This is a genomic window from Nostoc parmelioides FACHB-3921 (genome assembly GCF_014696625.1).
Classification (GTDB): Bacteria; Cyanobacteriota; Cyanobacteriia; order Cyanobacteriales; family Nostocaceae; genus Trichormus; species Trichormus parmelioides.
The window spans coordinates 1-18,115 of record NZ_JACJQL010000018.1 but is presented as its reverse complement, the minus strand read 5'-3'; the positions used below and the strand labels follow the sequence as shown (position 1 = coordinate 18,115).

Here is an 18,115-nt window from a genome sequence, read left to right as displayed (position 1 = left end):
CCAGTTTTATGCAGTAATTTCACAATTTTTTAGCAGTAGGCCGTTTCTATAAGCTTCTTACACCACCAAATATGAAAAAGGGAATAGACAGAGGGATGAGAGGTTAATATTTTTTCCTGAAAAGTGTTGCCTGACCTACAAAATTGGGAACTATAGTTTATACACTACCCCTATGAGTAGAGTCGGTCAAGCAAGTAATAGCTTAATATTTTGGTATAAGTATTAACTTAATAATCGCCTCCGGGTGATTGTCTATACCATTTTGCTTTGACTTCTGTAGTTTGTGGATGAGAACTATAAATTAGGCTAAACCAGGAATAGAGCAGGATGACGCTGGCTGAACTACAGATTACACTGTGTGTAATGTCTATCGCTCGTTGCTTTTAGCAACACTTAAATAAATTCTTAAAAGTCTTAATCCTGCTATATCAAAAATTACCTATGTCATTGCAACAGCGTAATTTTGGGGAGACTGGCGATTTGATCCTGGGTACGCAAAACCAAGAGCAAAACTTGCCAGCAACTTCGGCTCCTGTCGGCACACTAGCCCGCAGAAAAGGTACTATTTCTACATTTCTTGCTCCCTTAACTCAGGATACTTTTAAACAAGTTGTTACAGAAGTCGAGCAAAAACTCCAAATTGTGCATCAAACCCTGTCGATGTTGGATTCTCACGGGTTTGAAAATATCCTGCAAGAGATGTTGCAGTCGATTACCTTAAAAACAGGGGAATTGTTGGGGGCAGATCGGACGACTATATTTTTGCTAGATGAAGAAAAACAAGAATTGTGGTCGATTGTCGCCGCCGGAGAAGGCGATCGCTCCCTAGAAATTCGCATCCCCGCCGATAAGGGGATTGCCGGTGAAGTCGCTACTTTTAAACAAGTGGTTAATATACCCTTTGACTTTTATCACGATCCTCGGTCGATATTTGCCCAAAAACAAGAGAAAATCACTGGCTACCGCACATATACCATGCTGGCTTTACCGCTCTTGAGTGAGCAAGGGCGATTAGTAGCGGTGGTACAGTTACTCAACAAATTAAAACCTTATAGTTCTCCTGATGCACTACTGGCAGAACGGATTGATACTAAAGGGTTTACCAGTGCTGATGAGCAGTTATTCCAAGAATTTGCACCGTCGATTCGCTTGATTTTGGAGTCTTCACGCTCCTTTTATATAGCGACGCAAAAACAAAGGGCGGCGGCGGCGATGATGAAGGCTGTGAAGTCCCTGAGCCAGAGTAGTCTGGATTTGGAAGATACCCTGAAACGGGTGATGGATGAAGCCAAGGAACTCATGAATGCCGATCGCAGTACCTTATGGCTGATAGACCGCGATCGCCACGAATTATGGACGAAAATTACACAAGATAATGGTTCTACTAGGGAATTGCGCGTTCCCATAGGTAAAGGTTTTGCGGGGATAGTCGCCGCATCCGGTCAAAAACTCAACATCCCTTTTGATTTATACGACCATCCAGACTCGGAAACTGCCAAACAAATCGACCAACAAAATGGCTACCGCACCTGTAGTTTATTATGTATGCCTGTATTTAACGGCGACCAAGAATTAATTGGTGTGACCCAATTGGTAAATAAAAAGAAAACTGGAGAGTTCCCGTCCTATAATCCAGACACATGGCCGATAGCGCCCGAATGCTTCCAAGCGAGTTTTGACCGCAACGACGAAGAATTCATGGAAGCTTTTAATATCCAAGCCGGGGTGGCGTTACAAAATGCTCAGTTGTTCGCCACAGTCAAGCAACAAGAGCAAATGCAACGGGATATTCTGCGGAGTCTTTCTAATGGTGTGATTTCCACAGATAAAGCCGGGACAATTATTGCGGCGAACGAAAGCGCCCAACGTTTGTTGGGATTGGAATCAGAAGACCGTTTGGAAGGTAAACTCATAAGTGAGGCGATCGCTATTAAAGAAGGCGATTTTAGTAAATGGTGCGGAGATGCTTTACACGGTACAGACCTCAAACGCCGCCAGCAATATTATCCTGACCGCACACTTGTAAGCACTGACACAGCACAACACAGCATTAACTTATCGATTAATACCATTGCTGATGCTAGCGATCCCCAGCAAGTCTGCGGCGCGTTGGTGGTGATGGAAGATATTAGCGATGAGAAACGCCTCAAGAGTACGATGTATCGTTACATGACCCAGGAATTAGCCGAAGAATTACTAAAATTGGATGATGCTAAACTGGGAGGCGATCGCAAGGAAGTTTCCATCCTCTTTTCTGATATTCGCGGCTACACTACTTTGACGGAAAATCTGGAAGCAGAAGAAGTGGTAAGTATGCTTAATGAATATTTTGAGTCGATGGTAGAGGCTGTATTCAAACATAAAGGCACTCTGGATAAATACATCGGTGATGCCATCATGGCAGTGTTTGGTTCTCCTTTGCCCCTGGAAGAACACGCTTGGATGGCTGTGAAAACATCTATAGAAATGCGCCATCGCTTACAGGAATTTAATCAAAAACGTTATGCAGCCAATAAACCCCGCATCAACATTGGTATCGGCATCAATTCCGACACCGTAATTAGCGGTAATATTGGCTCTAGTAAACGTATGGAATTTACAGCCATTGGTGATGGTGTAAATCTGGGTTCCCGCTTAGAAAGTGTGAGTAAGCAGTATGGTTGCGACATTATCCTGAGCGATAATACTTTTAAACCATGCCAAGAACATATTTGGGCTAGAGAACTAGATTTCATCCGTGTTAAAGGCAGAAATGAGCCAGTATCTATATATGAGTTAGTTGGTTTACGTTCTGATCCCATCCCTAGTGAGAAATTGCAGGTAATTGAGCATTATCACAGGGGACGGGAATATTACTTAAACCGCCAGTTTCCCCTAGCAAGAGCCGAATTTGCCAATGTTTTAGCCGTTGATAAACATGACAAAGCAGCGATGTTGCACCTGCTACGCTGTCAGCATTGGCTACAAACGCCACCAACAGATTCAGAATGGGATGAAGGGGTGTGGACGTTTCAGGAGAAGTGATATCAATTCAAAATTCAAAATTCAAAATTCAAAATTCAAAATTCAAAAATTAGGACTAAGTTACATCAGTCCTAAGTTTTGCGTATCCACTCCCTCACCTCCACTCTTCACCCTAATCCTAGTTCTCGTTTGAGTAAATTAATTGAGTTTGCACCGATGTAATTATCTACTTTAATTAATTTTGGTGGACGGATGATGTCTTCGGAGGCGGCTTGGACTGCGGCTTGCACGGTTGCATAACAGGCTTGGTCACAGATAATCACTTCGGCGCGCTTGACGATCGCCTGCATTTTGTAATTATCTTTTGGTTGGGTGGTCATGACTAATAACTCGTCACCCCGCAAACCGTGGAGGATGACTTCTGCTTGGCGACCAATTCCCGAACTGAGGCTGACTATTCCTACACAGTTATCTTTGGGTAGGTTTTTCAGCAGGTTGATTTCTTTGTTGTAGTCGTAGATATCTAGAGGGATGACACGGATAGCTTTAGGGGCGGCGATCGCTTCCACATCGTTGATAAAATAGCGACTGGTAACAACTGTGGCTGAGGTGGTTTTATCCAGCACGGCGGCTAACTCATCTATCGCCACTATCTGCACGGGAATTTCTAGTTCTTCTTCTAACTCATAAGCCATTAACTCCCCCACACCCATATCTTGAGTGGGGGATGCTACCAGTACCCGCGCACTACAACGCAAGCGCCAGTCAATTTCTGCCAAAAAGATTTCTCTTGCTTGACTGAGTGAGTAGCCTTGTCCTAGTAATTCATCAAGTGCTTGTTGTAAAACTTTTGATGCTTCAGGATGTTGTGTGAGGATGGGCGATTGTAACCTACTACCGCCTTCATGACCTTGAGCGCGGACATAAATTCCTGAGCCTGCTAAACTTTCGACAAAACCGTCTTCCTCTAACTGACGATAGACTTTACTAATAGTATTGCGATGTAACCCCGTTTGCATTGCCAAAGCCCTAGTGCTAGGCAATTTGTATGCAGGTGGATATTGCCGAGAAGCGATCGCAAACCTGAGTTGGTTAAATAGTTGGGTTGATGCGGGAATCTCACTATCTGGCTGAATACGGAATTGAATCATCACCCAAACTCCTGAATAAGCAATTCAAAATTCAACATGAAGAACAACCAAGAACCCAAACATTTTGGCGATTTTATGTTGGGTATTTTCGGGTTTAAATTTCTTATGTGGTGACTATTGGTAGTTGATATTTTCATAGAAGTAGCCTAGTTATATCAAATAATTAGAGAAATTCACCACACAACGCGGGTAAAAATTATTATGACTGAGCAAGTAGTTGCCACAGAAACCGTTAACCTTTCGCAAGACAGTCTACAAATAGCTGCGTACTTAGCGCAGCCACAAGCACCAGGTTCCTACCCAGGAGTTGTAGTTTTACAGGAGATTTTTGGCGTTAACGGTCATATTCGGGACGTAACCGAACGGATTGCTAAGTTAGGGTATGTGGCGATCGCTCCGGCGCTATTCCAACGTCAAGCACCAGGCTTTGAAACTGGATACACACCCCAAGATATTGAAGTTGGTAGAGGTTACGCGATGCAAACCAAAGCATCAGAGTTACTAAACGATATTCAAGCAGCTATAGATTATCTGAAAACTCTCCCCCAAGTGAAACAAAATGGCTTTGGTTGTATTGGCTTCTGCTTTGGGGGTCATGTAGCCTATCTTGCTGCCACTTTACCAGATATCAAAGCGACTGCCTCCTTTTACGGTGCGGGAATTGCTACTCGTACATTTGGCGGCGGGAATCCTACTGTCACCCGTACACCAGAAATCAAAGGCACACTATATGGCTTTTTTGGTACGGAAGATGCCAGTATTCCCCCAGAGCAAATAGACCAAATCGAGACAGAGTTAGAAAAATACAACATTTCTCATCGTGTGTTCCGCTACGATGGAGCTGATCACGGATTTTTCTGTGACCGTCGTGCCAGCTATAATCCTCAAGCAGCAGCTGATGCTTGGGAGCAGGTGCAACAACTATTTAAGACTGTGTTAACAACATAGGTTTAAAGACTCCAATTCCCATACCACCACCTTAAGCGGAGCCTTGTTCATTAAGAATTACGTAGCTTGCTTACCGTAGGGTATTACGAATTATCAATTCCCTTGGTTTCTAATAAAATAACAACAATTCAATTTCAATAGTCATGAATTCCGAATCGAAACTATCTCAAAAAGCCAACTCGTCTTTCACAATGGACGACTTTGCCAAAGCACTAGAAAATCACGACTACCAGTTCCAAAAGGGGCAAGTTGTTTACGGCAAGGTTTTCCAACTTGATCCTGATGGCGCTTATGTTGATATTGGTGGCAAGTCGTCAGCTTATATCCCCCGCGATGAGGCTTCTTTGAGGGCAGTTAACGATTTAGCGGCAGTCCTGCCGTTGCATGAGGAGCTTGAGTTTATTATCATCCGTGAACAGGATGCAGAAGGTCAAGTAACTCTTTCTCGACGGCAGTTAGAAATAAATCATATCTGGGAAAAACTGGCGCAAATGAAGGAAAATTCCCAGCCGGTGGATGTGAAGGTGACAGGTGTGAATAAAGGTGGTGTCACTGTTGATGTTCAAAGCTTGCGGGGATTTATTCCGCGATCGCACCTCACAGAGCGTGATAATTTAGAAGCCCTTAAAGGTCATACTCTCACGGCTGGCTTTTTAGAAGTAGACCGCAATAACAAAAAACTCGTCCTTTCCCAGCGTTTGGTAACTCGTTCTAGTAACTTCAATCAGTTAGAAATTGGTCAACTAGTAGAAGGTAAAATAACTGGAATTAAACCTTTTGGTGTGTTTGTTGATTTAAATGGTCTCAGCGCCTTGTTACATATCAAACAAGTTAGCCAAAAATTCATCGAATCTCTAGAAAAAGTCTTTCAACCTGGTCAAACAATTAAAGCTATAGTTATCGACTTGGATCAAGGTAAAGGTCGAGTGGCTATTTCTACCAGAGCCTTAGAAAACTTCCCTGGTGAAGTGTTAGAAAATTTCGAGGAAGTCATGGCTTCAGCCGAAGCACGGGCTAACAGAGCTGCTAATAAAATGAATGAAGGGGGTGTGGGGGTATAGGGGTATAGGGGTATAGGGGTGTAGGGGTGTAGGGGTGTAGGGGTGTAGGGGTAAATCTTTCTTTTCCTTACACCCTCACACCCTCACACCCTTTTAAATATTCTTGGGTTTACGCAATTGCTGAGAACCGATTGGGCCGAGAATTTGGTTGAGGGTGCGTAGTTGGTCGGCTGTACCCATGCAAATCAGGGTGTCTCCCGGCATTAACACCGTATCTCCTGTGGGGCCGCCGATCAGCATACCATCTAGACGACGAATAGCCAGGACTAATGCCCCACTTTGCGATCGCAGTTTGGCTTTTTGCAAGGTTTGACCGACGAAGGGACATAAGGCCGGGTCGAGTAAAAATTCTTCCATGTAAAGTTGACGGTCTGCACCTGTGAGAATCCCGTCTACAAAGTCTAATACTTGCGGTCTGAGGGCGGCGGCTGCCATCCGCTTACCACCCGTGATATATGGGGAAATGACGGCATCTGCACCGCCTCTTTGTAATTTTTGCAGAGCTTCTTCGGTGCTGGCTCGTGCGATCGCTCTAATTCGGGGATTCAGCGTTTTTGCTGATAAAACTGTGTATAAATTTTCTGCATCAGAAGGGAGAGCCGCAACTAAACAAATTGCCCTTTCAATCCCAACTCTCAATAAAGTATCATCCAGTGTGGCATCTCCTTGAAATGCTGTATGCCCCTCGGCCTGCGCTCTTTCTATCGAATCAGCATCAGAATCAATCACCACAAATGTTACACCTTCCGCCCGAAATTCCTTGGCAATTTGGCGACCAGTCCGACTGAATCCACAAATGATGTAGTGTTCTGATAAGGATTCCATTAAGCGCCTCTGTTGTCTGAGCCGAATACCTTGTTGAAAGTAACCCTGAATAACTGCTTCTGTAAACCTGTTGACAATGTAACCAAGATTGATTACACCCAACAAAATTAAGGCAATAGTAAATAAGCGTCCACGACTACCAAGGGGGTTGGTTTCGCCATATCCTACGGTGGCTAAGGTAATAACTGTCATGTAAGCTGCATCTTCCCATGACCAACCCTCAACAAACCGATACCACAAAGTACCGAGAATTAATACACCACACAGCGCGATCGCCCCGGCCATTAACTCTTTTTGGATGCGTTGGTATTTCTGTTCAAGAGTTGAATACAAAATTATTTTCCACTATTGCCACAGGTTTGAGGATATATAATGTTAAGCTCAAGAGAAAGTAAGAAACACAATAAATAAAAATTTATTTTTAAGAAACTCTAGGAAACTAGTAAGTAAGTATACAATCAAAAATCCGCAGGAGGAGCGTTAGTGAGCCTACAAACTCTCATTGAGCAAGCCACGAACCCCCCAGAGTCAGGTTCTGCTGCATCTAGCCCCTTTACTACAGATAGCTTTGACGCATCTGTTATGTCCACATACGGACGCTTTCCCCTCGCCTTAGAACGAGGTGCAGGTTGCCGAGTATGGGATACCCAGGGCAGAGAATACCTAGACTTTGTGGCGGGGATTGCCACTTGTACACTAGGACACGCCCACCCAGCTATGGTAGAAGCCGTAACGCGCCAAATCCAAAAGCTGCACCATGTATCTAATTTGTACTACATTCCCGAACAAGGTGAATTAGCCCAATGGATTATTCAAAACTCCTGCGCTGATCGGGTATTTTTCTGTAATTCTGGTGCTGAAGCCAACGAAGCCGCTATTAAACTGGCTCGTAAATATGCCCATACAGTTTTAGACATAGAAAAGCCTATTATTCTCACCGCCAATGCCAGTTTCCACGGACGGACATTGGCAACTATTACCGCTACTGGGCAAGCAAAGTATCAAAAATATTTTGACCCCCTAGTACCCGGATTTCACTATGTAAATTACAACGATATCAGTGCGGTAGAAGCAGCTATTAGCGAGTTAGACGAGGGAGATTACCGAGTAGCGGCAATTCTCATCGAACCATTACAAGGGGAAGGCGGTGTTCGTCCTGGTGATGTGGAATACTTCCAAAAGCTGCGGCAAATTTGTGATGACACCGGCATTTTGTTGATGTTCGATGAAGTGCAGGTCGGGATGGGACGCAGTGGTAAATTGTGGGGTTATGAATACCTGGGTGTAGAACCAGACATTTTCACCAGCGCCAAAGGTTTGGGTGGTGGTATCCCCATTGGGGCGATGATGAGTAAGAAATTCTGCGATGTCTTCCAACCAGGAGAACACGCCAGCACCTTTGGTGGTAATCCCTTTGCTTGTGGTGTAGCGTTGGCTGTGTGTCAGACCTTGGAAAGGGAGAATATTTTGCAGAATGTGCAAGATAGAGGGGAACAATTAAGGAGTGGCTTAAGAGCGATCGCTGCTAAATATCCCCATCATCTAACTGAAGTTCGCGGCTGGGGTTTAATTAACGGTCTGGAATTAGCCGCAGATATTCCATTAACTGCTGCTGATGTCGTCAAGGCTGCTATCAACGAGGGCTTATTGTTAGTACCAGCCGGGCCAAAGGTCGTCCGCTTTGTACCACCATTAATTGTCACAGAGGCAGAAATCAACACCGCTTTAAAATTACTGGAAAAAGCATTAGCAACTGTGACAGCGTAAATCATAGACTGCTGGCAAAAATAGCGAAAATAATCACCGCCGATACACACCAATGAACGCTGATAAATGTCTGTGTTCATCTACTGGAATCGGCGGCTTATTTTTATAAAATATAGCCGTAGTCAGATAGATTAGGACATCAAGCTAGGAGCAAAAGCTGACGACACAAGGCTTTTAAGTCCGTTAACCGTCAACTGTCATCCGTCAACAGCTATATCTTTACTACTTCAGCTAGATGCAATTTTAAAAATAGAACATAATCGCTAATAAAGATATACTTTGCTCACTCAATATCTGATTATTGCTTGAATAATCCCGATACCATACCATCTTGATCTCTTTACGTCTTGTATCTAAAGGTAGAAAATAAAGGTTAACTTAAAGTTGGGCAACCTGAGGAAGGTTCTATCTGCTCAAGAGTAACCTGCCAATTTATATGCGGTACAACTGAGGTCAAATGACGCAATCTTGCAATCGAGTCAACGTTTGGGAAGAACGCCGTAACGAAGCTAATACCTACTACAAGCAGGGAAAATTTTCAGAATATCTTGACTTAGTAACAGAAAATTTACAGTTAGCTAGAGCAATTCCAGACCGAGCTAAAGAAGGTCATACATTGAACGATATTGGTTTAGCATATCTTGGGTGTTGGCAACCGCAAAAAGCATTAGATTGTTTCCATCAGGCCCTAGCTGTAGCTGTAGAGATTGGTAATATCCAAGCAGAAGCCACAGCTTTAAGTAATCTAGGTTCTACTTGCAGTCGTCTCGGTAAACTTACCCAGTCCCTAGAGTATTTTGAGAAAGCCGCGCAAATATTCAGAGAGTTACAAGATACTCAAGGAGAAGTTTCCACCCTCAATGATATGGCGCTAATTTACATCAGATTGGGTGAACCCAAGCGATCGCTCTTGCTGCAAAATCAAATTTTAGGAATGCGGCGTTTGTTAGGAGACTTTTCTGGTGAAGCCACCACACTCAATGGCATTGGATTCGCCTACAGTGTTTTAGGTGAGTTTGAGAAAGCACTAGACTATCTCCAACAAGCATTACCTATTCAAAAAGCAGTTAAGAACTTAGCAGGTCAAGCCATAACTCTGAACAACATCGCTTCGATCTATCTAGACTTAGGGCAACCCAAACAAGCCCTGTTACTCTACCATCAAGTTTTGTTAACACGCCAGTCCATGAGCGATCGCCCAGGCGAAGCCACTACGCTCAACAACATTGGCTTTACCTACTCTAAATTGAGCAGTCACCGCAAAGCACTGAAATTCTACAAACAAGCACTAGTAATTTACCAAGAACTAGAAGATTCTCTCGGAGAAATTTCGGTTTTGTTGAATATGGGCAATCTTTACGTCACTACAAAACGCAAAAAGTTAGCTCTATTGTGTTATCGCAACGCTCAAGAATTGGCAGAAAAAATTGCAGATCAAACAATCTTTGAGAAAGTAAAGCAATTCATGGATGCTCTTTAGGGAACATAATTCATTAGCAGATGAATCTATAGGAAACACCGAAGCCAACGTGATCCTCCAAAATAATGAGAGTCTAACGTTCTCCATATTCCATACCATTAGCCTCGGCGTAACGGTGCATAAAGCGCATGAATCGCTCCCAATGATCATCACGCTCAACTTCAAATTTGCACTCTACCCCTTGTAATTCGTCACCTTCGTCACCCCCAAAAATAAATCTTGTAGCAGAAGGGGTGACGCTTATTTCCCCTTCTTCATCGGTTAATAATAGAGAATTCAAGGATTGTTTAGTAAAGCTGTTGAATCCTTCTATTGCTTGGAGTTGATTAAACTTCATCATAACGATGCGTTTGCCAGTACGGACTTCTCGCCGCAAACTAACATTACTCAATTCTTCAAAAATACCTGCAAAAAATTGAATTGAGGGGGTGATAGATGTCATGAGTGGATCTAAATTTAATTGTTATATCCACAATTTACAACAGTTCGTAACCTAATAGATCCCACTGAAAAGGGCAGTCCCGATGAAGCAAGTTGCATCACCAAACATGAAAATGCTTTTCTGTCTCTACCTCCCCATTGCCTTCCAGTCCTAGATTTTCATCGTCTATTGTTATGTTTATCATGGAACTTGCGCTCTGACTACCACATCAGCAATCCTGAAAATAGGTTGTTATATTGGACTAGATAACTATTCTGCTCAACCTGGGAAAAGCTGTGCGTAATGATTTACAAGATTTAGAAATTAGTCATAAAGAATTGGAAAATTTGACTAATCTACCTGTGAAATCAGAATTAATTATTATCAGGAACATTTTTAAAAAGATTTGTAAAAGAATTTTAACTCAGATTAAAGGCTCTGAAGGCGCTACAGTAATTTTTCTGAGTTTTTCTGTATTAATTTTTGCATACTTAATATTTGATATTTTTATCAAAATATTTGCCAACTGGATAGAGATGCCATCCTGGTTATTATTAATAATTTTAAGTTTGTTAGGTGGTGTTAGTATACAGACTTTTTTATATTACTGGTGGCGTAACCAGCAAAAAATTCTGAGAAAAAATATGACAAATTCTCTAGAAATACTTTTAAACGATGTTGATAGATACAATGCAGTTATTAAAGCTATAGATATTAATGACCAGATAGAAGATGCAGGGAATACAGGAGTAAGCATCAAGGAAAGAGAAAAAGTTATCGATGCCCTGAAACTGACAAGATCCGATCTAATTAGAGCCTTAAGAACAGAAAGAATATTAAGAGAAAATCAGAATTTTATTCTCAGTAATACAGAATTGTTTACAAATAATTTAGCCACTCTAACCGCAATGCAAGTGACGGAACAAGCCACTGAACATGGTAGGTTACTAAATGAGGCATTACAAATTGCTTTAGATGTGCAATACGAAATGAAAAGCTTACAAAGTCAATCTAATCTATAAAATGTGATAAAAGCTCTTAGCTTGTTTTATCCCAACCTAGAAAATTTCTGAGCAAATCATTAAACGACAAATCTAAGAAACCATCTTTAAATATGCCGTTTTCGTACCCTCCATTTACTCCCCAAGGATTGTAAAGCCTAAATCTTTGTGTGAAAGAGCTATAACCTACTAAAACATAGGCATGGCTAGATACAACGTTAGTCGCAACCTGTGTTGAACTCCTAGAGGCAAAACAAATCATTTGTCCTTGATTAAATGCGGTAACTATCGCATTCATATCTAGACTGTCTAGATTATCATATTGTGTACTACTGCCTGTAATGTCGGTTAAGGCACGTCCAGCATAACCACTTACAATGGCTTGATAGGAGTTCCTTCGCTGACCACTGGCAGGGCCACGAGTCCACCCTGATTCGTTAATTTGAGCGTAAGCTTTTTCTGCTAAAGCCACCCACAATTCAGTATTGGGGTTATCATGCCTTCCACCAATTTTTGCATAGGGTATGTTTCCACCTGATACGTAATTACTATTAAGGTTATTCAGAGTAGCTAAAAATTTATCTACAGTCACAAAATCTGCAACTTTATTATTATAAAAACGAACTGTAAAAGTATTATCACCATTATCGATGAACATACTTTGGATAACATTAGGTGTTCGTAGTGCAGTATTGGCTAATCCAGCAAGAAAATAGCAATTACCAATCGCTCCTTGATCAACATCTTGATAACTAATTCCGTTTTGGAATAAAGTGCCTCTGGCTTCCCGGTAAGTGAATTGAGTAGAAGTTAATTGTGGGCGATCGCTACCAAAAAACCATTTGCCTAATAGTTTTTCTAACTGGTCTGCGCTACTCCCTGCAAATAAGTTGCCAATACCAGAATTTATATTTGCCATATCGCTATTGGCAACTTTATTCGACAAAATCCTCACATGGTCTTGTATTGTGAAACGAGGAGAATTATTAATAATAACTCTTAAGTCAGATAACTCATTTACATCAACCACACTATTATCTTTCGTATCTCTAAAGATAGTAATCATGTCATTACGACTTAAATTACCATCTTGAGCTAAGTTTTTTACTAGAGTAAGCATTTGTTGATCTTTCAGATTTTGACTGAACCAATCTGCTTGAACTGTGAAAATTCGTTCAACAACTTGGCTGGAATTTCTGAATGTATCCAACGCAGTAGCTCGAAGAGTATAATTACCACCAGCTAGATTTAATCCAACCAAGGATAAATTATGTGTGAAACTTCCCCAGCGATTATCATTAGCATTTGTCGTGATGCGTGTAACGTCGTTAGAAATAGAATTAACTAACAGCCCATTTTGAAAAATTTGAAAATCGATGACAGAAATATCACTAGCACCATTAGCATCGAAAACTTGACCGCGACTAATATTTAAGCTTCCTGTGTTATTAATGGTGGGATTATCGATAGTAAATGCTAATGAGTTCGGTGCAGTATTAATTGAAAGACTGAGATTATAGTTTGTGCCATTAAACGTAGAACCAATTCCTGGGAAAATCCGAATAAAATAATTTCCTGTATCTAAAGTAGTTCTGATTGAATCGTTGGCTATTTCTAATAAATTGGAACTACCTATAATTTCGCTAGTACCATCGATAATTCCATTTGAATTGGTATCTCGAATTATTTGTATGTCTGCATTTGTCGTTAAACCGCTCAGAGTCAGGTTTAAACTACTACGAATATTCAGACTGAAACTATAAAAATCATTGACATCACTGGAACCTATGAAATCCGTAAATGTCTGTGTTGTGGTTGTCAAGTTAACTCTTCTTGCACTACCTAATGTATTCCCTGCATTATCGAAAATCATATCTGTTCCTATTTAGTTAAAATTGCAAAAAGTTAGCAATCCCAACAAAATAAATGATTGTTTTCAATTTTTTTATGGGTGCTTATACCCAATATTCATGTATTATCCGGATAAAGTTCTACCGTAGACTTGCTTAATTTTTTTTTTAAATGCAAGTAAATTCGCAAGCTTTTTTTATGAAGAGATCAACTTTACTTAGTTGTTCATTACTGAGTAAAATTAAATTCAAGGCGGTTGCGTATTAAGCTTTATGTTGCATTCATATTGAAGTATGGTTTTATTCATTTAACCTAGATTTACAAAAAGTAGTGGAAAATATTTCTTAATTAAGCTGAAAATCTCACCCCAGCATAAATTCTGCACTAATAGCTAAGGTAAATTTTAGCTAACTAGGCAATCTTTTAAGCCATGTAAATAGATTTAAACTTTAAGCTAGAAATTTATTTTCCGATTTTTAACCAAGCAGTATTGGACGTAAGGAGAGAAATATTCATAGTCTTGTTGTGGTAATTGCCGGTGGGGTTCTGGTTGGAAAATGACTAATCCAGGGTCTAACATAAAGAAGTGTAAATTAAGCGATCGCCTACAGGGATGGATTGGAAAGAAATTAGAGGTAATTGGGTGCTGGTTCCGCGCAATCCAGTCGGGATCATTCATTTCTTGGGCGGTGCGTTTGTTGCCACTGCGCCCCATCTTACTTATCGTTGGTTACTGGAACAGTTGGGTAATAAAGGGTATGTAGTGATTGCCACGCCCTTTGTAAATACATTGGATCATATTGCGATCGCTAAGTCTGTGCTATTGAACTTTGAACGCACAATAGAAAGATTGCATGACTCTGGGGCATTACGCAAGCTTTACTTACCCACCTACGGAATCGGACATAGTATGGGGTGTAAACTCCATTTACTCATTGGCAGTCTTTTCCCTGTAGAACGAGCAGGCAATATTTTAATCTCTTTCAACAACTATGCTGCTAAGGATGCTATACCCTTAGTGGAACAGTTCAACACTACTTTGGCCATTGAATTTACTCCCTCGCCCTTGGAAACAAACAAACTCGTGCAGGAAAGTTATAATATCCGGCGCAACTTATTAATCAAATTTAATAACGATAACCTGGATCAATCAGCAGCTTTAACCAAAATTTTACAAACACGCTTTCCAGAAATGGTAACAGCTCAGACTTTACCAGGAACACATACTACGCCTTTAGGTCAAGATGTCAAATGGCAAACAGGGTCATCATTCACCCCCTTTGATGCGTTAGGGCAGTGGTTCAAACAAGAAGTCTATCGTGACTTAAATCAGCTAAATCGTGCCATCCTCTTGTGGTTAAATCCTCTTTCGCCACCATAAGACGCAACAGGCATGAGGGAATACTATAGTATATCTCTCACGACTAATGACCAATAACCAATGACCAATGACTATGTTCCAAATTTTGATAATTGATGATGATACATCAATTCAAATATTATTAAAAAGAATTTTACAAAAACAGGGTTATCAAATAGTTACTGCGAGTAATGGTGAAGAAGGAATTACTCAAGCATTGACTAGTCGCCCAGCACTAATTATTTGTGATTGGATCATGCCTGGCTTAAATGGTCTGGAGGTTTGCCATCGCATCAAGACAAACCCGAATCTATCCACGACCTTTTTTATTTTGCTCACCTCCTTGGATTCTGTAGCCGATCGCGTTAAAGGTTTAGATGCTGGTGCTGATGATTTTATCACCAAGCCGATTGAACAAAATGAACTGCAAGCAAGGGTTAGAGCCGGATTGCGACTGCATCAACTAAGTCGAGATTTGCGGACTCAAAAGCTGCTACTAGAAGAAGAACTAGCAGAAGCCGCCGAATATGTGCGATCGCTTCTACCAGAACCCATAGATGAACCCATCAGCATCAATTCTCGATTCATCCCTTCTCGTCAACTCGGTGGTGATTGTTTTGATTATTACTGGCTGGATGACGATTGCTTGGCACTATATCTACTAGATACAGCCGGACACGGATTAAAAGCTGCTCTCCCCTCAATTTCTGTTCTTAATTTACTGCGTTCTCGCGCCCTGAAAAATCTCGATTATTATCAACCGAGCGATGTACTGAAAAGTCTGAATGAAACCTTCCAGATGAATTATCAAAATGATAAATACTTCACTATCTGGTATGGTGTTTATCACCGCGTCAAACGACAGCTAACTTATGCTAGCGCTGGTCATCCACCTGCAATTTTGATATCTGGAACATCCCCAGGTAGTACGGAAGTACAAATTTTAAGAACTCCAGGAATGCCCGTTGGTATGTTTCCCGAAGCCCAATATGTTGATGCGTATTGCGATGTCGAAAAGTTGAGCAGTTTGTATATCTTCAGCGATGGCGCTTACGAAATTACTAAATCAGATGGCAAACTTTGGAGTTTAGATGCTTTCATTCAGATACTCGCCAGCGTACATCATAAAGAAGATTATCAACTGGATCAGGTCTTAAATTGTCTTATCGCCTTGAACTCCAAAGATACGTTTGAAGATGATTTATCAATCTTACAAGTTAAGTTTGACTAACTATTTGCCAGTATAATTTGATTAAATTCATCTTGATTATTAAATATTTCAAACACCTTATCCATACCAGTTAATTCAAATAATATTCTTACCTGTTCATTAATTGAACAGAGAAATAATTTTGTCCCTGCTGCTCTCAATGTTTTAAAAGCTAATACTAATGCTCCCAAGGCGGAACTATCCATAAAAATCACATCCTGACAATCAACTAAAACAATTTTTATGCCGCTATTCAGGAGATGGGTAATCTCTTCTCGAAGTTCCTGTGAATTTGCCGTATTGATAATTCCACTGAGCTTAATAACTTGTACTTGCTGATTCATAGTGTTCTTAACCAATTTACTGTAAGAGGATGTACTAAATTTGCCAATATTATATAGCAATGCACACAATTTTAGTGAAACATATGCCCTTCAAGAGGCTTACTTATTCCTTATAGACTCGATTTGGAACCAAAGAACAAGTCAATTTTACCTCAATCAATAAATCTAGATTTTGAATTTATCTTCATATAATTATGAACTTGATTCAAGATATAAGATTGAGGCAAGAGATATGAAGATAGCCTAATTCCTCAATATTATTTTGTATATCTTGTACCCAAAAGACTAATTTTTTCGTAAATTCATCAAACAATATTATCACACAACATAGATTAGAGAAATTGGCTAATCATTTTTGCAAAATTGTAATTTAAGCTGCAATTCGTTCGCATAGCGTGTTGTACTCAGAAGCTGCGCGTAAACCTCGGCGTGAAGTCAATCAGCCAAACGCTTACTTAAGCGCAGGGGTACACAACAAAACTTTAATTATTTACCCTGTTCTACTTAGTCGCTGAATCTTATTTCCTTTAAATAGGTATTAAATAGGTATTTCTATTTCAAATTTCGTGCCTTGTCCTGGGATAGAAATACAGTTTAATTTTCCACGATGCTGCTTAACTATAATTTGATAGGCAATAGAAAGTCCTAAACCAGTACCAGAGCCAACGGATTTGGTAGTGAAAAAAGGATCAAAAATGTGGGATATTGATATTTCATCTATACCAATTCCATTATCACTAATAGAAATTTTGACTGTATTTTCTGAAAAAATTACTCCTGTCTTAATTTCAATTATTGGCTGAGTAATTGTATTAGAGGCAGATCGTAAGGCATCAATTGCATTATTCAAAATGTTCATAAATACCTGATTTATCTGGCTAGCATGGCAATTGATTTTAGGAAGTTGCTGGTATTCTTTAATTACTTGGATTTGTGGTAAAAGTTCATTAGCTTGCAATCGATGTTGCAGAATTAGCAGAGTACTTTCTATCCCTTCATGCAGGTCTATCAATTTTTTGCTTGATTCATCGAGGCGAGAAAAATTGCGTAAACTTAGGACAATATCTCTAATGCGATCGCTTCCCGTTTCCATAGATTTAAGCATTTTAGTAACATCTTTTTGCAAAAAATCTATATCGGCTTCTTTAATTTTTTGTTGCAGGGAGATAGAAGGATGAGGATATTCTAATTGATATGCCGCAATCAGTTCTAAAAGAATATTTATACATTCTCTAGTATGAGTAATGTTGCTATAAATAAATCCAATGGGATTATTGATCTCATGAGCAATACCTGCGACAAGATGTCCTAAACTAGACATTCTTTCTGCCTGAATCAGTTGTATTTGGGTTGTATGCAGCTCTTTGAGAGTTTGTTCTAAGTGAATATTTTGCTGTTTAAGTGCTGTTTCTGCTAATTGGCGTTCAATTTCTGCTGCGGATCGAGCAGCAAATATTTTTAAAATAGCTTCTTGTTCTTCGTAACTGTGTTCTAATGGTTTAGTATGTAAGCCAGCAATATGTCCAAGAGGCTTACCCTGAGGATCTAAAATTGGCACGCCTAGATAGCTTTCCACATTCAAGTTAACTAAATCTAGGTCATCGGGAAACTTTTTTTGGATACAATAGAGCTATCTTTAAAATAAATTTTGTGAGAAAATAAACAGAAAAATATAATTGTGTGTATAAATAATGACAAGTCCCCTAGAAAGAATAGAATTATATCCCCAGGA

The 18,115-nt window shown here is 40.3% G+C and carries 14 protein-coding genes; 8 read left to right on the top strand and 6 right to left on the bottom strand.

What is annotated here, in order from left to right; translation table 11 throughout:
* Positions 1-441 precede the first annotated feature (441 nt).
* Positions 442-3,024 carry a GAF domain-containing protein gene (locus H6G14_RS14190; protein WP_190568019.1) on the top strand — a complete coding sequence of 861 codons (2,583 nt, stop codon included), beginning with the start codon at positions 442-444 and terminating at the stop codon, positions 3,022-3,024.
* A 107-nt stretch (positions 3,025-3,131) separates the two neighbouring features.
* On the opposite strand, the gene H6G14_RS14185 is transcribed toward H6G14_RS14190, so the two are convergent.
* The gene (locus H6G14_RS14185) at positions 3,132-4,115 is read right to left on the bottom strand and encodes a GntR family transcriptional regulator (RefSeq protein WP_011320433.1); all 984 of its coding nucleotides are present in this window, start codon (positions 4,113-4,115) and stop codon (positions 3,132-3,134) included.
* Between the two features lie 201 nt (positions 4,116-4,316).
* On the opposite strand from H6G14_RS14185, the gene H6G14_RS14180 reads away from it, so the two are divergent.
* The gene (locus H6G14_RS14180) at positions 4,317-5,063 is read left to right on the top strand and encodes a dienelactone hydrolase family protein (RefSeq protein WP_010995251.1); all 747 of its coding nucleotides are present in this window, start codon (positions 4,317-4,319) and stop codon (positions 5,061-5,063) included.
* Positions 5,064-5,206: 143 nt separating this feature from the next.
* A complete protein-coding gene (locus tag H6G14_RS14175) occupies positions 5,207-6,124 on the top strand; it encodes a S1 RNA-binding domain-containing protein (protein WP_010995252.1) in 918 nt (305 codons plus the stop codon).
* 93 nt (positions 6,125-6,217) lie between these two features.
* Here the strand turns inward: H6G14_RS14175 and H6G14_RS14170 are convergent, their stop codons facing one another.
* Complete coding sequence (locus H6G14_RS14170; RefSeq protein WP_277884316.1) at positions 6,218-7,282, bottom strand: potassium channel family protein; 1,065 nt, start codon at positions 7,280-7,282, stop codon at positions 6,218-6,220.
* A gap of 150 nt (positions 7,283-7,432) precedes the next feature.
* Here H6G14_RS14170 and H6G14_RS14165 point away from each other — a divergent pair, with 150 nt between their 5' ends.
* Both H6G14_RS14165 and H6G14_RS14160 read left to right on the top strand, forming a co-directional pair.
* On the top strand, positions 7,433-8,716 hold the full coding sequence (locus H6G14_RS14165; protein WP_190568018.1) for an acetylornithine/succinylornithine family transaminase: 1,284 nt from the start codon (positions 7,433-7,435) through the stop codon (positions 8,714-8,716).
* A gap of 457 nt (positions 8,717-9,173) precedes the next feature.
* Positions 9,174-10,196 (top strand): tetratricopeptide repeat protein, encoded by a 1,023-nt coding sequence (locus H6G14_RS14160; protein WP_190568017.1) that lies wholly within the window; start codon positions 9,174-9,176, stop codon positions 10,194-10,196.
* A gap of 73 nt (positions 10,197-10,269) precedes the next feature.
* Here the strand turns inward: H6G14_RS14160 and psb28 are convergent, their stop codons facing one another.
* On the bottom strand, positions 10,270-10,638 hold the full coding sequence (gene psb28 / locus H6G14_RS14155) for a photosystem II reaction center protein Psb28 (RefSeq protein ID WP_190568016.1): 369 nt from the start codon (positions 10,636-10,638) through the stop codon (positions 10,270-10,272).
* Positions 10,639-10,913: 275 nt separating this feature from the next.
* Between psb28 and H6G14_RS14150 the strand changes: the two genes are divergently transcribed.
* Positions 10,914-11,639 carry a hypothetical protein gene (locus tag H6G14_RS14150; RefSeq protein WP_190568015.1) on the top strand — a complete coding sequence of 242 codons (726 nt, stop codon included), beginning with the start codon at positions 10,914-10,916 and terminating at the stop codon, positions 11,637-11,639.
* A gap of 16 nt (positions 11,640-11,655) precedes the next feature.
* Here H6G14_RS14150 and H6G14_RS14145 read toward each other — a convergent pair whose 3' ends face one another.
* Positions 11,656-13,491, bottom strand: coding sequence for a C2 family cysteine protease (locus tag H6G14_RS14145; RefSeq protein ID WP_190568014.1), 1,836 nt, complete (start codon positions 13,489-13,491; stop codon positions 11,656-11,658).
* Positions 13,492-14,082: 591 nt separating this feature from the next.
* Here H6G14_RS14145 and H6G14_RS14140 point away from each other — a divergent pair.
* On the top strand, positions 14,083-14,850 hold the full coding sequence (locus H6G14_RS14140; protein WP_190568013.1) for a DUF1350 family protein: 768 nt from the start codon (positions 14,083-14,085) through the stop codon (positions 14,848-14,850).
* Positions 14,851-14,923: 73 nt separating this feature from the next.
* A complete protein-coding gene (locus H6G14_RS14135; protein WP_190568082.1) occupies positions 14,924-16,060 on the top strand; it encodes a PP2C family protein-serine/threonine phosphatase in 1,137 nt (378 codons plus the stop codon).
* Here H6G14_RS14135 and H6G14_RS14130 read toward each other — a convergent pair.
* Both H6G14_RS14130 and H6G14_RS14125 read right to left on the bottom strand, forming a co-directional pair.
* Entirely contained in the window at positions 16,057-16,383 is a 327-nt protein-coding gene (locus H6G14_RS14130) for an STAS domain-containing protein (RefSeq protein WP_190568012.1), read from the bottom strand. The two genes, H6G14_RS14135 and H6G14_RS14130, sit on opposite strands and share 4 nt — an antisense overlap.
* 538 nt (positions 16,384-16,921) lie before the next feature.
* Entirely contained in the window at positions 16,922-17,941 is a 1,020-nt protein-coding gene (locus tag H6G14_RS14125; RefSeq protein ID WP_338421194.1) for a sensor histidine kinase, read from the bottom strand.
* Positions 17,942-18,115: the final 174 nt, after the last annotated feature.